The following is a 15837-nucleotide window of genomic DNA, read 5'->3' on the forward strand; positions in this document are numbered from 1 at the left end:
CCGGGCGGGGTCATGTGCCGGGAAGGGCGCCGAACCGCAGCGGCAGGGCGTCCGGTCCGGAGACGCCGGTCGAGGGCCGCCAGGTGATCGGTCCCGCGATCTCGGGCGGGCCGAGGCGGGCGGCGAGCACGTCGAAGGCCTCGGCGAGTTCGACGCGGGCCAGCGCCGCGCCCAGGCAGTAGTGGGCACCGCCGCCGAAGGCCAGCGGCGAGGCCTCCCGCCGTACGGTGATGTCGAACACCTCGCCCCCCTTGAACACTAGGGGGTCGCGCTGCGCCGTGTGCGCGCAGAGCCACACGGGGGTCCCGGCCAGGATGGGGAGGCCGTTGACGGTGAAGTCCTCGGCCGCCGACTTGGTGGCCACCACCGTCGTCGTGGGGCACCAGCGCAGCACCTCCTCCACCGCCCGGGCGACCAGTTCCTGCCGCTCCCTCAGCAGCGGCCACTGCTCGGGGTGCGTGGCGAAGGCGACCATGCCGTGGCCGAGTTGGTGGCTCGTGGTCTGGTATCCGGCCACCAGCAGGGTCGCGATCAGAGTGCGCAGCTCGCGGTCGTCCAGGGCGCCGTCCTTCTGCTGGGCGCGCAGGATGTCGGAGAACAGGTCGTCGCCGGGGTGCGCCTTGCGCTCCTGGATCGCCGTCTCGAAGTAGCCGAACATCCCTGTCAGGCCTTCCTCGACCTCCCGGACCCTGCTCTGGTCGGGGCCGAGGGCGAGGACCAGGTTGGTGTTCTTGCACCAGCGGCCGATGAGGGCGTGGTCCGCCGGGGGAAAGCCGAGCAGTTCGCAGACCACGGCCGCGGGCAGCGGGTCGGCGAACGCCTCCACGAAGTCGCGCTCCCCTCCGGCCGCCAGCTCGTCGGCGAGGCGCTCCGCGGTGGCGCGGATGAACGGACGCAGCTCGGCGATGCGGCGCGCCGTGAAGGCGTGGGTCACCAGGCCGCGCAGGCGGCGGTGGTCGGGGCCCTCCAGGCTCTGCATGAAGTCGCGCATGAAGTCGCGCACCGGTCCGTCGGTGGGCCCGACCATGTCGACGACCTCGCGGAAGCCCGAGACGAGGCGTGCGTCGCGGGAGAGGCTGTGTGCCTCGGCGTAGCGCAGCACCAGGAGTCCCAGAGGGGTGCCGGCGGCCCAGGAGCGCTCTCTGGCCTCGGCCACCTCGGGAGAGTCCCATGCGAAGTCCGGCACGGTGATGTCCAGGAACGGCAGGTCCTGCCACGACGTCCCGGACTCTGCGACGGTCGACATACTCGGTCCTTCCCTCGGAAAAGGCTGGTGCGCTGCCTGCCCTACGGCATTGTGCTCAGCGGGTCTTGGCGCCTTCTTGGAACGGCCTTGGACCGTGGCCATGCCGGATCCGGACGGTCACCTCTCGCTCCGCTCTTGCTCCGCGGTGTGCAGGGCGTGGGCCCGCATGAGCGCGCGTCCCTTGAGGAGTACTTCGTCGAACTCGTCGGCGGGGTCCGATGCGAGGACGATCGCGCCGCCGGCACCGATCACTGTGCCCGTGCCCGAGGTCACCGCCGTGCGGATCACGATGTTGAGGTCGGCGCCGCCGCAGAGTCCGAAGTAGCCGATGGCGCCCGAGTAGATGCCCCTGGCCTCCCGCTCCAGGCGGTCGATGATGGCCATCGTCCGCAGCTTCGGCGCGCCCGTCATCGAGCCGCCGGGAAAGCACGCTCGTACGCAGGAGACCGGGTCCACCTCGCGTCGCAGTCGGCCGCGGACCGTCGTGACGAGCTGGTGCACCGTCGCGTACGACTCGGTCACCATGTACGCGGGTACGTCGACGGATCCCACCTCGCACACGCGGCCCAGGTCGTTGCGGAGCAGGTCGACGATCATGAGGTTCTCGGCGCGGGTCTTGGCCGACGCGGTGAGGGACCGGCGGAGTTCCTCGTCGTGGGCCGGGTCGACCCCGCGTGGTGCCGTTCCCTTGATCGGTTTGCTCTCGACGGTCCCGTCGCGGTCGATGCGCAGGAACCGCTCGGGGGACGAGCAGATGACGGCGACCGGGCCGAGCCGCAGGAAGGCGCCGTACGGGGCGGGGTTGAGGTGCCGGAGCACCAGGTGGTAGCCGAGGGGGTCGGCCATGGCCGGAAGTCGTATGCGGTTGGTCAGGCAGATCTCGTAGCTCTCCCCGCTGCGCAGCTGTTCGAGGCATTCCTCGATGTCGTCGGCGTACTCGGCGCGGGCGCGGGCCAGTACCGGCCCGTCCACCGGGGCCGCTGCTTCCGGGCCTGCGGCGCGTTCGGGCGCGAGGGGCGGCAGGGAGTGGGCGCGCAGCGCAGTCCGTGCCACCCAGGCGCGGGCGTCCGCGGTCTCTTCCGCCCCGGGGCCGCTCAGCGCCAGGACATAGGTCCGCTCCTCCTGGTGGTCCACCGCGATGAGCCGATCGGCGAACATCCATACGGCGTCCGGTGTCTCGGCCCGGTGGACGTTCGCGCTCCCGCACTCGGCCTTGAGCTCGTACCCGAAGTAGCCGACGTATCCGCCGTTCAAGTCGAAGGGAAGGTCCCCGGCCGGGACGGCGCGGGTGCGGAGCCGGTCCTGGAGCACCTGGAAGACGCTGCCGTCCTCGGTCCGTTCGCCGGTGGCGTCGCGGACCGTCACCGTGCTCTCCCCGGTCCGGTACGTCAGGGTCTCGGCGAGGGGGCCGGAGTCGTCGCCGAGGAAGGAGAACCGGGCCCCGCCGACGCCCGGGGCGCTGCTGTCGAGCCAGAAGGCGTGCTCGCTCTTCGAGAACAGCGTGGTGAAGAGGGCCGGGGTGTCCACCGCCCGGTCGATGATCTCGACGGCCAGGCTCAGTCGTGGCACGGGGGCGCCCTCGGGCGGCCGGGCCCAGCGCGCGTACTCCGGTGGCGGAGAGGCGTAGTGGCCGCCCACCAACTCGGCGAAGTTGCGCAGCAGTTGGGCTCCCCGCTCGCTCGCGACGGACTCCGGGTGGAACTGCAGGCCCCACCGGGGCAGGGCGTCGTGCCGCAGCGCCATGACGGTCCCGTCCTCCGCCCAGGCGGTGGCGGGCAGGGCCCGCGGCAGGGGTTCGGTGACCCGCAGCGAGTGGTAGCGCACCGCGGTGAAGTTCTGGGGCAGGCCGTCGAACAGGTCCTCGCCGCCGTGCCGGACCCGCGTGAGGTGGCCGTGCCGGGGCACTCCGGCCGCCACCTGCCCGCCGTAGTGGTGGGCGATCGCCTGGTGGCCGAGGCACACTCCGAGGACCGGCACGTCCTGCCAGCGGTCCAGGATGCCCGGGCAGAAGCCGAGGTCGGCCGGGCGCTGGGGGCGTCCCGGGCCAGGCGAGATGACCACGCAGTCGAACGCCGCCGGGTCCTGCTCCGTCCATGCCGGGTCGTCGTTGAGCAGGACGGTCGGCTCCTTGCCGTACACCCTGGCGAGGAGCTGGTACAGGTTGTAGGTGTAGGAGTCGTAGTTGTCCATCAGCAGCGCACGCATCGAGCGGCTCCGAGGGTGGTCGTCGCAGGTCGGGCCCGCCTTGCCTACTCGCCGAGCAGGTTGTCGATGTACTCGAAGACCTCCTCCCGGGAGGCCGGGCGCAGCTGCTCCGTGGCCGCGTCGTCCTGATGGCCCCGGTGGCCTTGGTGGCCCTGGTGCGGACCGGGCGGCGGTGAGCCCCCCGAGGCGTCCTCGGCGGCCTGCCCGGCTGCCGTCGTTCCCGCCTTCGGGGGCGGCGCGTCCGGAAGCAGCAGGGTCCGCAGGTGCCGGCCGAGCGCGACGGGTGTGGGGTAGTCGAAGACCAGCGTGGGCGACAGGCGCAGGCCGGTGGCGTCACCGAGGCGGTTGCGCAGTTGCAGGGCGCGCAGCGAGTCGAACCCGATGTCGGCGAAGGGCCGCCGCTCGTGGACGGTCCGCGGGTCGTCGTGGCCGAGGACGGCCGCGACGTGCGTACGTACGAAGGTCAGCAGGATGTCGTCCCGTTCGCTCTCCGGGAGAGGCGCGAGGCGGGTGGCCAGGCTCTCGCCGTCCTGTCCGTCGCCGGTGTCGGCGGTGGCGACGGCGGACCGGCGGACCGGGGTGCGGGTGAGTCCGCGCAGGAGGTACGGCACGTCGGCGCCGTCGCCCAGGGCGCCGGTGTCCAGGCGCAGGGGGAAGACGACCGGTTCATCGGTGGCACAGGCGACGTCGAACAGGGCGAGCCCCTGATCGCTTGAGAGCGCCTTGACTCCCGAGCGGGCCATCCGTCGCACGTCCGCCGCCGCCAGCCTCTCCGTCAGGCCGGACCGGGCGCCCCACAGCCCCCAGCCCAGCGACACTCCCGGCAGGCCAGCGGCCCGGCGCCAGGCCATCAGGGCGTCCACGAAGGCGTTGGCCGCCGCGTAACCGGCCTGTCCGGCGGGGCCGAGGACGCTCGACACCGACGAGAACGCGACGAACGCCACGTCCGAGCCGGCCGTCAACTCGTGCAGATGCCATGCCGCGTCCGCCTTGGGGTGCAGCACCTGGTCGAGACGTTCCGGGGTCTGTGCCGCCAGGACGCCGTCGTCCAGTACGCCGGCCATGTGCACCACGGCAGTGAGGGGGTGCTCGGCCGGAACCGACTCCAGCGCGTCCGCCAGTACGCCCCGGTCCCCCGCGTCGCCCGCCACGACGTGGATGTCGGCGCCGTCGGCGCGCAGTTCCTTCACGAACTCGGCCGCGTCCGCTCCCGAGTCGCCCGTGCGCGCCACGACGACGACGTGCCGGATCCCGTACGACTCCACGACGTGCCGTACCACCAACCGCCCGAGGGTGCCGAGCCCACCGGTCACCAGGACCGTGCCGTCCGGCCGCCAGCCCGCACCACCGCTCGGCGCCGACGTCGCCACCCGCGTCATCCGCGTCATCCGCGGGACCAGAAGAGCCCCGTCACGCACCGCGACCCGGGCCGCTTCACCGGCCACCGCGTCGGCGAGCGCGGAGCGGGACGAGGCGAGGCCGTCGATGTCCACGAGGCGGATGCGGCCCGGGTACTCCGACTGCGCCGAGGCGACGAGGCCCCAGACCGCGGCGAGGGCGGGATCAGGCCGCGAACCGGGGCCCGCCGCGACGGCATCCCGAGTGAGGACGACAAGACGCGAGCCCGCCAGGCGCTCGTCGACCAGCCAGTCCTGGAGGGCGGCCAGGACAGTGTGGGTGGCCTGGTGCGCGACGGTGGCCGGGTCGAGGGGGGCGGTCGGGGCAGTGCCGGTGCCCGGCTCGGTGGCACGGGGTTCCGGGGCCGGGGAGTGGCCCGAGTACCCCGACAGTTCCGATGGCCCCGACAGCAGGGCAAGTACGACGGCCTCGGGCGCGCCGCCCCCCGTGTCCAAGTACGCCCGCAGCGCCGCCGGGTCGGAGTGGTGTGCGCACTCGATGCCTCGCGCCTTCAGTGCGCCGTCCGCCTCGGCGGTCCCGGACCCGATCCAGGCCCAGCGCGTCGGCACCGGGTCGTGCGGCAACGGTGCGGGTTGCGCGGGCTGCCACTCCAGATGGAGCAGTGAGGCGTCGGCCATGGCGGCGGTCCGGCGCAGGGACTCCGTGTTCATCGGGCGCAGCCCGAGGTTCTCGACCGTCACCACCGGCCGTCCCGCGGGGTCCGTGGCGGTGACCGACAGCGCTCCGGGCCCGGTGATCCGGATGTGGGCCCGCAGCCGGGTGGCGCCCGTGGCGTGTACGGCCACACCGCTCCAGGAGAACGGCAGCCGGGGCACGGCCTCGCCAGGCGAGGCACCAGGCGTGGGCGCGAGTGCCGCGGCGTGCAGGGCGGCGTCGAACAGGGCGGGGTGCAGCCCGTAGCGGTCGGCGCCACCTGCGCCCTCGGGGAGTTCGACCTCGGCGTAGAGGTCGTCTCCACGGTGCCAGCAGCGCTTCAGCCCTTGGAACGCGGCACCGTAGTGGAGTCCGGCCCTTGCCAGCTCCCGGTAGCAGTTGTCGAGGTTGGTCTCCGCCGCGTCGTGCGGAGGCCACTGCCGCGGGGGTTCTGGCGGCTGATGGTCGCCGCGTGCCAGGGCGCCTTGCGCGTGCCGGGTCCAGGCGGCGTCGGCGGCGGCGTCGCCCGCCCGGGAGTGCAGGGTGACGCTCCGCCGCCCGGCGTCGTCCGGTCCGCCGACGGCGAGCTGGAGGCGGACGGTGCCCTCCTCGGGCAGGATCAGCGGGGCTTGGAGGACCAGCTCTTCGAGACCGTCGCAGCCCGCCCGCGCACCCGCCTCCAGCGCCATTTCCACCAGCGCCGTACCCGGTACGACCAGGATGTCCGCGACGGCGTGATCGGCGAGCCAGGGGTGGGTCCGGGCGGACAGGGTTCCGGTGAAGAGCATGCCCCCGGTGCCGTCCGCGAGGGGGACGGCTGCGCCCAGCAGAGGGTGGTCGACGCCGTCCAGGCCGGCCGTGGTCACGTCCGCCTCCGGCGGCGCCGCGTCCTCCAGCCAGTGGCGGGTCCGCTGGAATGCGTAGGTCGGGATGTCCGTCAGACAGGTGGCGGCGTGGCTGAACGCCGCGGGCCAGTGGACGGCGACGCCATGGACGTACGCCTCGGCGACCGCGGTCAGGAACCGCGCCAGGTCGCCTTCGTTGCGCCGCAGGGAATCGACGGTCAGGACGTCACCGGCTCGTTCGGCGCCCGCGGCGTGGGCGGCATGCGCGGTGTTGGCGGTGCCCGTGGCGTCGGCGGTCTCCTGGATGGCGAGGGTGAGCATGGGGTGCGGGCTCATCTCGATGTACGTGGTGTGGCCGTCGGCGAGCAGTTTCTCCACCGTGCGGTGGAACTGGACGGTCTCACGGAGGTTGCGCACCCAGTACGCGCCGTCCAGGGCCGCCGTGTCGATCGGCTCGCCGGACACCGTCGAGTAGAAGGGCACGGCCGCGGCGCGCGGGCGGACGCCGGACAGCACCGTCAGCAGGGTCTCGCGGATCTCCTCGATCTGCGCGGAGTGCGACGCGTAGTCCACCGGGATCCGCCGAGCGCGCACGCCGTCCGCCTCGAAGGCCGCCAGTGCCTCGTCCAGGGCCGCCGGTTCCCCGGAGATCACCACGGAGCGCGGTCCGTTGACCGCGGCGACGGACACGGCACCGCCCCACGGCGCGAGGCCCCGGCGCGCCTGCTCCACGGGGGCGGCGACCGACACCATCCCGCCCCGCCCGGCCAGGACCCGCAGGGCCCGGCTGCGCAGGGCCACGATGCGGGCCGCGTCGTCCAGGGAGAGCGCGCCCGCGACGTGGGCCGCCGCTATCTCGCCCTGCGAGTGACCGACGACCGCGGCCGGCTCCACGCCGAAGGACCGCCACAGTGCCGCGAGGGAGACCAGCACCGCGAACAGCGCCGGTTGCACGACGTCGACGCGGTCCAGGGCCGGCGTGCCGGACTCGCCCCGCAGCACCTTGGTGAGGGACCAGTCGACGTGCGGGGCGAGGTGGTCGGCGCAGGCCTCGATCGACTCCCTGAACACCGGCGAGGTGCGCATCAGTTCGGCCGCCATGCCCGGCCACTGGGATCCCTGGCCGGGGAACACGAACGTGACGCGGTCCCGTGCCGTGGCCGACCCCAGGGCCACGTGCGGACCGTGGTCGCCGTCCGCGAGCGCGGCGAGGCGCTCCATGGCCGCGGTCCGGTCCGCGGCCACCACGACGGCGCGGTCCGTGAGGGCCGCCCGTGAACGCGCCAGGGAGTACGCCACGTCCACGTCCGGCGCTCGCGGTGGCGACTTCAGGAAGTCCGCCACCCGCCGAGCCTGGGCCCGCAGGCCCGCTTCTCCGGCGCCCGAGACCAGCCAGGGCAGGGGGTGGTCTCCGCGGCCCTCCATGTCGACGGCTCCCTCGGGTGCTGCCGGGGCCTCCCGCTGCCTTTCGGGTTCCTGGGGCGCCTGCTCCAGGATGATGTGGGCGTTCGTGCCTCCGACGCCGAAGGAGGAGACCGCCGTCCGGCGCGGACGGTCGACGGGCGGCCAGGGCCTGGCCTCCGTCAGGAGCCGCACCGCACCGGAGGACCAGTCGACGTGCGGCGTCGGCTCGGCGATGTGCAGGCTTCGCGGCAGCTCGGCGTGGCGCATGGCCATCACCATCTTGATCAGGCCCGCCACTCCGGCCGCGGCCTGGGTGTGCCCGATGTTGGACTTCAACGAGCCGAGCCACAGCGGCCGGTCGGCCGGCCGGTCCTGTCCATAGGTGGCGAGGAGCGCCTGTGCCTCGATCGGGTCGCCCAGCTGCGTTCCGGCGCCGTGGGCGTCCACACAGTCCACGTCCGCCGGGGACAGGCCCGCGTGGGCGAGTGACTGGCGGATCACCCGCTGCTGGGCCGGGCCGTTCGGCGCCGTCAGGCCGTTCGACGCGCCGTCCTGGTTGACCGCCGATCCCCGTATCACTGCCAGCACGCGGTGGCCGTTGCGCCGCGCGTCGGACAGCCGTTCGAGGAGCAGTACGCCCGCGCCCTCGGACCAGCTGCTGCCGGCCGCGTCGGCCGAGAACGACCGGCACCGCCCGTCGGGTGCGAGCCCGCGCTGGCGGCTGAATTCGATGTAGCCCCAGGGCGTGGCCATCACGGTGACACCGCCGGCCAGGGCGAGCGTGCACTCCCCCTGGCGCAGCGACTGGGCGGCGAGGTGCACGGCCACGAGGGAGGAGGAGCAGGCGGTGTCCACGGTGACCGCCGGTCCCTCAAGGCCGAGGGTGTAGGCGAGGCGTCCGGAGGCCACGCTGGGCATGCTGCCCACGACGCGATAGCCCTCGGCGCTCGGCGGGACGTGCCGGATGCGGGCACCGTACTCGCTGTACATGATGCCGACGAAGACGCCGGTGCGGGTGGAGCGCAGCGAGGTCGGGTCGATCCGGGCGCGTTCGACGGCCTCCCACGACGTCTCCAGGAGCAGTCGGTGCTGCGGGTCGATGGTGACGGCCTCGCCCGGGCTGATCGCGAAGAACCCGGCGTCGAAGTCGGGCGCGTCGTAGAGGAATCCGGCGTGCCGGGTGCAGGTCGTGCCCACGTGGTCGGGGTCGGGGTCGTACTCGACGCTCCAACCGCGGTCGGCCGGGAACTCGGAGATCGCGTCCGTCTCCGAGCGGACCAGGCGCCACAGGTCCTCCGGTGAGGACACCTCGCCGGGCAGTCGGCAGCCCATGCCGACGATCGCGATCGGCTCGTCCGCCGCGGCCCGCCGCCCGGCGGGCGCGCCGGCCCGCGCCTCGGATGCGTGGGTTGTGTGCTCGCCGGGCAGCAGGGAGCACAGGTGGTCGGTGAGGGCACTGGGGGTCGGGTGGTCGAAGAGGACGGTGGTGGACAGGTCGCTGCCCGTCGCCTCGCTCAGCCGCTCCCGCAGCCGTGCCGCGGCCCGTCCCCGGATCCCTTGGGCGCCGAACGCCCGGCCGGGGTCGAGCGGCACCTGCCCGTCGCGGTCCAGGACGGCGGCGGCCTGCGTCCGGATCAGGTCGAGGAGCAGACGGCGCCGTTCCGCCGCCCGCGCGGCGGCGAGGCGCTGCCGCAGGGGTCGGTCGCGTCCCTCGTTCGACTCCATCCTTGCTTCCTTCCTGGAGAGGTGCGGCGGCCGCGAACGTCGAGTACGACGGGCGGCGGCCTCATCGACGCCGTCCCACGCTGGCCGACCAAGCCGGCCGCTCGGGGAACTCAAAGTCGATGGCGTCGGCCAGTTCCAGCTGCTCGACCATCCGCTGGGCGCCGGAGAAGTCCCGGACGAGCCGCCGGCCGGAGGCGCTCGCCCGCAGGTCGTCCACGATCTCGGCGGCGCCCGTGACGCCCGCGGTGTCCAGTTCGAGGCGCAGCGTGGAGAGGTCCTGCTCGGCGAACGCCTCCAGGGCGAGGGGGAGGCAGCGCACCAGGGCGCGGCGCTGTCCGGCGTCCATCCTGGCGTAGAGCTCCCGGACGACCTCGATGACGATCGAGCCGTGCGCCGTCTCGTCCCGCAGATGCAGCGTGGTGATCAGCGAGTGCAGGGGCTGGATCGAGTCGTCCCCGGCCAGCAGGGCCAGCAGGGAGTTGATGCAGGTCTCGGCCACGGCCCCCCACACCAGGACGGCGACGTCGCGCTCCCACTCCTCCGGTATTTCGGCGAGCACCTCGCGCAGCCGCCGGTAGGTGATGAGCGGGGGCTGCTCGGGGCGGTTGCGCACACCGCGCAGTTGCCGGGTGCGGGAGAGGGCGAGCATGTGCATGTACGTGTGGAAGCTCTCGTCCACGATGGACTGCTGTACTGCCTGCCGCACCAACGGGTGGTCGCTGCCGGGGAAGACGCCGCGCATGACGAGGTCGAAGGCGGGCTCGGCGATGAGGTGTTCGGTGGCGATGACGCGTTCGTTGTAGCCGATCCACAGACCCGTCAGAACCTGTCCGCGCTGCTCCGGGGTTGCCGCGAGGAAGCGGGGGTGCGTCGCGAACGGCACGATCTGGAGTGGGTAGTCCGGCAGTCGGGGGTCGTACGTGCCGGACTCGTCGAGAGCGTCGGGGCTCGTCGTCACCGCGGCCCGCCGGGGCCAGGCCGCCACGAGGCGGCGCAGCGTGGCGGTGCCGATGCCGTCCTCCTCGGTCCACCCCCTGGCCGCCCAGGTGGTCACCACGCCCGGTTCCTCGCGCATCAGCCCTCCCGGCCTCGTGGTCCGCAGTGCCGTTGCATCGTCACCGGCTGCTCTTGGCGGCTTCTTGTACGTGGCTTGGGCGCGGCTGAGGAAGCCTTCTGGTCGCGGGGGAGGGCTGCCACGATGGAGCCGCCGCGCCCCGTCCCGTCCCGGGCGGTCCGCCGTGAGACTCCCCTGAGACTCCCTTGCTAAGGACGCATCATGCTCGTACCGCTCACCATGGCCGACTTCCTCGACCGCGCCGGGACGGCCGCCGCCGGTCGCACGGCGCTCGTCGACGAGCCGGACCAGCCGTCCGGCCCGGTGGCGACGACCACCTATGGCGGGCTGCTGCGGCGCATACGGGCCTGGCAGGCCGGCCTGGACGCGCTGGGCATCGGCGCGGGCGAGCGGGTCGCCGTCGTCAGCCCCAACTCGGCCCGCCTCCTGGAGTTGCTCTACGCGATACCGGCGAGCGGCCGGATCTGCGTTCCCGTGAACCACCGGCTCACCCCTGAGGAGACGGGGTACATCCTGCGGCAGTGCGATGCCTCGGTCGTGTTCGTCGATCCCGATGTGGAGGCCGCGCTCGGCTCGGTCGAGGGGCCCAAGCGGTTCGTGCTCGGCGAGGAGACCGACACCCGGGTGATGCGGTACGACGTCTCGCCTCGTCCCTGGTCACGGCCCGACGAGAATGCCGTCGCGACACTCAATTACACGTCGGGAACGTCCGCCCGCCCGAAGGGCGTCGCCCTGACCCACCGCAATGTGTGGCTCAACGCGATGACGTTCGGCGTGCACGCGCGGATCTGGGAGCAGGACGTCTATCTGCATACGCTGCCCACGTTCCACTGCAACGGCTGGGGGGTGCCGTTCCTCCTCGCCGGGCTCGGCGCCAAGCAGGTGCTGCTGCGCCGGATCGACGGCACCGAGATCCTGCGGCGGGTCCAGGAGCACGGTGTGACCCTCGCGTTCGGCGCTCCGGCCGTGTGGGATGCCGTGCTCCGAGCGGCACGGCGCTGGCCGGGCGAGATTCCCGGCCGGGGCAGCGTGCGCGTGGTGTGCGCGGGCGCACCCGTCAGCGAGCGCCTCGTCTGCCAGGTGGAGAACGAGCTGGGCTGGACGTTCCACCAGGTGTACGGCCTGACGGAGACGACACTCCTCACCTTCAACCAGCGCCCGCCGGGCGCCTCGGGGAGCGGCGGTCTGACGAGGGCGGGGGCGCCCGCGCTGGGCGTACGGTTGCGCACCGGGGCGCGGGGGGAGGTCCTCGCCCGTTCGAACATGGTGCTCGACGGCTACTGGCAGGACGCGGAGGCCGACGCTTCGGCCCTCGGCGAGGGCTGGTTCCACACCGGCGATGTGGGCTCGTTCGACGACGAGGGGCATCTCGTCCTGTTCGACCGGTTGAAGGACGTCATCGTCAGCGGCGGTGAGAGCGTGTCCTCGGTGGAGGTCGAGGCCTGCCTCCTGAGCCATCCGTCGGTCGCCGAGGCGGCCGTCATCGGCGTGCCGGACGAGCGGTGGGGCGAGACCGTCAAGGCGCTGGTCGTGCCCGTCAAGGGGGTCCCGGTCACGGGCGACGAGCTGATCTCGTACTGCAAGCAGCGGCTGGCCCGGTACAAGGCGCCCACGTCCGTGGAGTTCCCGGACGCGCTGCCCCGGACCGGCAACGGCAAGGTTCAGAAGGGTCAGTTGCGGGAGCCGTACTGGGTCGGCCAGGACCGGCGCATCAACTGACGCCGGCCCGTCCTGCCGCCCGCCGGGCGGCGGTCAGCGCCGCAGGCACATCCGCCCGACGTACTCGTCACGGAGGATCCGGGTGAACAACACCCGGAGTTCCCGGCCCGGGTCCACGCCCAGTTCCTGGGCCAGCGCCCTGCGGATGCGGTGGTAGACGCGCACCGCCTCCGCCTGCCGGCCCACCTCGCACAGGGCGACCATCAGCAGCCAGCCCAGGCGCTCCCGGTTGGGGTACTTCGCGCTCAGCGCCGCCAGTTCGGCCACGGCGGTGCCGTCGTCCCGGCCCCAGGACAGCTCGGCCTCCCACAGGGCCTCCCATGTCATGAGGCGCAGTTCCTCAAGGCGCGCCGCCTCGCGCACGGCCGGTTCGTAGTCACCCAGTTCCGCGTAGGGCGCGCCGCGCCACAGTTCCAGGGAGTCCTCCAGCAACCTGCTGGCCTCCGCGAAGCGACCCTCGCGCAGATGCTGGCGCCCGTCGCGCAGCAGGTTTTCGAAGCGGCAGATGTCGACCCGTTGCCGTGCGACGTCGAGAAGGTATCCGTGCGGTTCTCTACGCAGGATCCGGTCGCGTCCCCGTGGCGGGCAGTCCGGTTCCAGTTGGCGGCGCAGCCGCGATACATAGCTGTGCAGGCTGGCGAGGACGTTGCCCGGCGGCCCCGTGGGCCAGACGGCCTCGGCGAGCCGCTCCGCGTTCACCACCTGCCCTGGCGCCAGCAACAGAGCGCAGAGCACCGCCCGTTGCCGTGCCGGCCCCAGCGGCAGCGGACCGTCCGTCGACCGCACCCCCAGCGGCCCGAGAATGTGGAACGACAGCTCACTGGACAACCACGTAACAGTCTTTACAGACATCACGTCCCCCTGGACATACTGATTATCGAACGAGAGGGAGACATTTCCCACTGGGCCCGCGCTCTATTCAATAAGCGGCCCTGGGTGATGGGGACCCGGGCGAAGTGAACGGCGAAACCACGTGGTTTGCGCCATCCGCCTACCGTGCCGCGATATCGCACATGCCAATTACCTCTCGTACGCTCTTCCGAATCCACACCGCAGCCGATCGAATGGCGCAGTACGGCGACGCGCTTGAGGAAACAATTCTTCGCGGCGCGCCGCCGAATAACGATGCTTCAGTCCCGCGCCCGCACGCGGGTCTCGCCCGCGTCGGGAGGGCGAAGCTGTCAGGTCTTGGCCGCGTCGGCCGCGGCGCAGTGGTAGAGCGTCGGTGAGTCGCCGCCACCGCGGTCGCTGTCGGCACCGGCAGCAGCCCCGTACGTTCCGGGGCCGACTTCGGCGCAGGCCGACCTCACCCAGGCGCTGATCTTCGACTTCTTCGCGCCCTCCTCGGTGACCAGCGCGAAGCTGACGTCTTCCTTGGCGACGAGTTCCTGGTACTCGGTGAGGGTGAGGGCGTCGCCATGCATGCTGGCGACGGGGAGGAGGGGCACGACTTCGGCGTAGATGTACGGGGCCGCGGCCATGGTCGTCTCGGTGGACATGGTGTATTTCGCGGCGCCGTTGTGCTTCTGGACGTAGGCGAGGAGCTTGCTCTCCGTGGGCGTCAGTGAGGTGCGTGGGTCCTGGGTCACGTTGACCGTGCCCGCCCCGCCGCCCTCTCCGCCGCCCGTGCCGCTCCCACCGCCGATGACCCTGCCCGTCCCTGCCCCCGTCCCGGCGCCCTCGGGGCGCGGGCCGGCCGACGCGTCGAACGCCGATCCCGCGTAACGCTCGTTCAGCACGGACAAGGACCACGCCGTCGGCGCGGCGAACATGGCCACGCATCCGGCGAGCAGTCCGGCGAGCCCGGCCCGGCGGGCGCCGCTGCCGCGCAGGAGGCCACCGAGGGCTAGGACGGCGACGAGCGTGGCCACGACGACCACGGGGATGAGCCAGGGTGCGAAGTCCGTGTAGTCGGAGGCCAGGTGGACCGTCCAGCCGACTTCCGCGGCGATGACGGCGGGCAGCACCCAGGCCCGTCGGCCACCGGGCGCGGCTCGGTGCGCGCGCCACAGGGCGACGGTCCCGGCGGCGGACAGCGCGGCGAGCGGGGGCGCGAGTACGGACAGGTAGGCGGTGTGGAAGAGGTTGCCGATGGCGCTCAGCACACAGGCCGACGTGATCAGCCAGGTGCCCCACATCAGAAAGCCCGCGCGGGTCGGATGGGTGCGGGCGGCCCTGCGGTGCGTCGACAGCCCCATGGCCAGGGCGATCACGGCGAGGGGATACAGCCAGCCGATCTGTGGTGCGAGAGGGTCGCGCAGGAGCTTGAGCCACAGAGAGGCCTCGGAAGGGGGCTTCGGGGGCGCCCAGGTGCCGCCGGGCGTACCGCTGTCCTGTCCCTTCCGGCCCTCCTGCCGGTCTTCGGACGGTGCGCCGTCGGTTCCACCGGGAGGCGCGCCGGACGGTTGGGCCGTCGAAGGCTGCCGTCCGGCGCCATCCTTCTTCTCGGCGCCCCCCTTCTCCTTGCCGCTCCCGGGCTGCCCCGGCCCGCTGCTCGCGGGCGGGGCCGTCGGCGCGCTCCGTGCACCGTCCTTGTTACCGCCTCCGTCGTCGGACGCGGACGCTCCGCCGTCGATCAGTCCGGCGTGCAGGCGGTTGAAGCCGTTGTAGCCGAAGACCATGGCGGCGGCGCTGTTGTTGGTCGAACCGTCCACATAGGGGCGGTCGTCCGCCGGAGTGAAGGTCAGCAGGGCCACCCACGACAGCGACACCGACAAGAGCACCACGCCCGCCACGGCCAGCTGTCCGAGGCGCCGCCTCAGCGGTACCTGAGCCGCCACGAGATAGCCGACGACGAAGGCGGGGACGACGATCCAGGCCTCCATCATCTTCATCTGGAAGCCGATGCCGATCCAGAGGGCGCTCAGCAGCAGCGGCCTCAGCCGCGCGGTGCCGACCGCCTTCTGGTACTGGTCGGCGGCCAGCACGAGGCACATGGTGAGCGAGCCGTCCATCATCGCGTGGCCGAACATCGAGGCCGCGACGGGCGTGACCGTCAGGAGACCCGCGGCGAGCAGTCCGGCGGCGGGCCCCTGCCAGCGGCGCACCACCCGGTACATCACCAGGACGGAGATCACGCCCATAATGCACTGCGGCAGCGTCAGCGCCCAGTCGTGGAAGCCGAAGACCCGCGCCGACAGGGCCTGCGGCCACAGAAAGCCGCCGATCTTGTCCATGGTGAGGGTCGCCGCCGGATCGACGGTGGTGAACAGGAACGCCTTCCAGCTCTCGGACATGCTGCGGGCGGCCAGGGAGTAGTACGGGGCGAGCCCGCTGCTGGTGATGTTCCAGGCGTAGAGCAGGGCGGCGAGGGCGGCGATGCCCAGGAGCCCGGGCCTGGCCCAGGGCGGCTGGTCGGGCGGGGAGCGCCAGAACTTCCCACGACGCCGGGGCGCTTCCACCGCCGGGGACGCGGTCGTGCTGGACGTGCTGGTCAGAGACGTCATGATCGCAGCTGACTCCTTGTTCCCGGCTGTTCCCGGACACGGCCGCCAAGTGGCCGACATCTCGCTTCTACCCGTGCGCGGTTGTCCGGCGCCGGTGGCTCCGCGCCGGACAACAAGCTC

At 72.6% G+C, this 15837-nt stretch carries 6 protein-coding genes and 1 pseudogene; 1 reads left to right on the forward strand and 6 read right to left on the reverse strand.

What is annotated here, in order from left to right; all coding sequences use genetic code 11:
• Nucleotides 1-10 precede the first annotated feature (10 nt).
• The 4 genes and pseudogenes from ACWDZ7_RS26480 to ACWDZ7_RS26495 all read right to left on the reverse strand — a co-directional run bounded on the left by ACWDZ7_RS26480 (nt 11) and on the right by ACWDZ7_RS26495 (nt 10552).
• A complete protein-coding gene (locus ACWDZ7_RS26480) occupies nt 11-1246 on the reverse strand; it encodes a cytochrome P450 (RefSeq protein WP_451800334.1) in 1236 nt (411 codons plus the stop codon).
• 117 nt (nt 1247-1363) lie between these two features.
• The gene (gene pabB, locus ACWDZ7_RS26485) at nt 1364-3451 is read right to left on the reverse strand and encodes an aminodeoxychorismate synthase component I (RefSeq protein ID WP_451800335.1); all 2088 of its coding nucleotides are present in this window, start codon (nt 3449-3451) and stop codon (nt 1364-1366) included.
• 44 nt (nt 3452-3495) lie between these two features.
• Nucleotides 3496-9117 (reverse strand): annotated as a pseudogene (locus ACWDZ7_RS26490) (type I polyketide synthase); the annotation flags it as partial.
• A gap of 421 nt (nt 9118-9538) precedes the next feature.
• The gene (locus tag ACWDZ7_RS26495; RefSeq protein ID WP_451800337.1) at nt 9539-10552 is read right to left on the reverse strand and encodes a 4-aminobenzoate N-oxygenase; all 1014 of its coding nucleotides are present in this window, start codon (nt 10550-10552) and stop codon (nt 9539-9541) included.
• Between the two features lie 201 nt (nt 10553-10753).
• Between ACWDZ7_RS26495 and ACWDZ7_RS26500 the strand changes: the two genes are divergently transcribed.
• Entirely contained in the window at nt 10754-12271 is a 1518-nt protein-coding gene (locus tag ACWDZ7_RS26500; RefSeq protein ID WP_451800338.1) for an AMP-binding protein, read from the forward strand.
• A 33-nt stretch (nt 12272-12304) separates the two neighbouring features.
• On the opposite strand, the gene ACWDZ7_RS26505 is transcribed toward ACWDZ7_RS26500, so the two are convergent.
• Nucleotides 12305-13099 carry an AfsR/SARP family transcriptional regulator gene (locus ACWDZ7_RS26505; RefSeq protein WP_451800339.1) on the reverse strand — a complete coding sequence of 265 codons (795 nt, stop codon included), beginning with the start codon at nt 13097-13099 and terminating at the stop codon, nt 12305-12307.
• Between the two features lie 353 nt (nt 13100-13452).
• Nucleotides 13453-15717 carry a glycosyltransferase family 39 protein gene (locus ACWDZ7_RS26510; protein WP_451800341.1) on the reverse strand — a complete coding sequence of 755 codons (2265 nt, stop codon included), beginning with the start codon at nt 15715-15717 and terminating at the stop codon, nt 13453-13455.
• Nucleotides 15718-15837: the final 120 nt, after the last annotated feature.

Source organism: Streptomyces sp. NPDC003032, assembly GCF_053591415.1.

Excerpts from the sequence above, each read along its gene's own strand:
- ACWDZ7_RS26510 (WP_451800341.1), bottom strand. The coding sequence starts at position 15,717 with ATGACGTCTCTGACCAGCACGTCCAGCACGACCGCGTCCCCGGCGGTG.
- ACWDZ7_RS26480 (WP_451800334.1), bottom strand. The coding sequence starts at position 1,246 with ATGTCGACCGTCGCAGAGTCCGGGACGTCGTGGCAGGACCTGCCGTTC.
- pabB (WP_451800335.1), bottom strand. The coding sequence starts at position 3,451 with ATGCGTGCGCTGCTGATGGACAACTACGACTCCTACACCTACAACCTG.
- ACWDZ7_RS26495 (WP_451800337.1), bottom strand. The coding sequence starts at position 10,552 with ATGCGCGAGGAACCGGGCGTGGTGACCACCTGGGCGGCCAGGGGGTGG.
- ACWDZ7_RS26500 (WP_451800338.1), top strand. The coding sequence starts at position 10,754 with ATGCTCGTACCGCTCACCATGGCCGACTTCCTCGACCGCGCCGGGACG.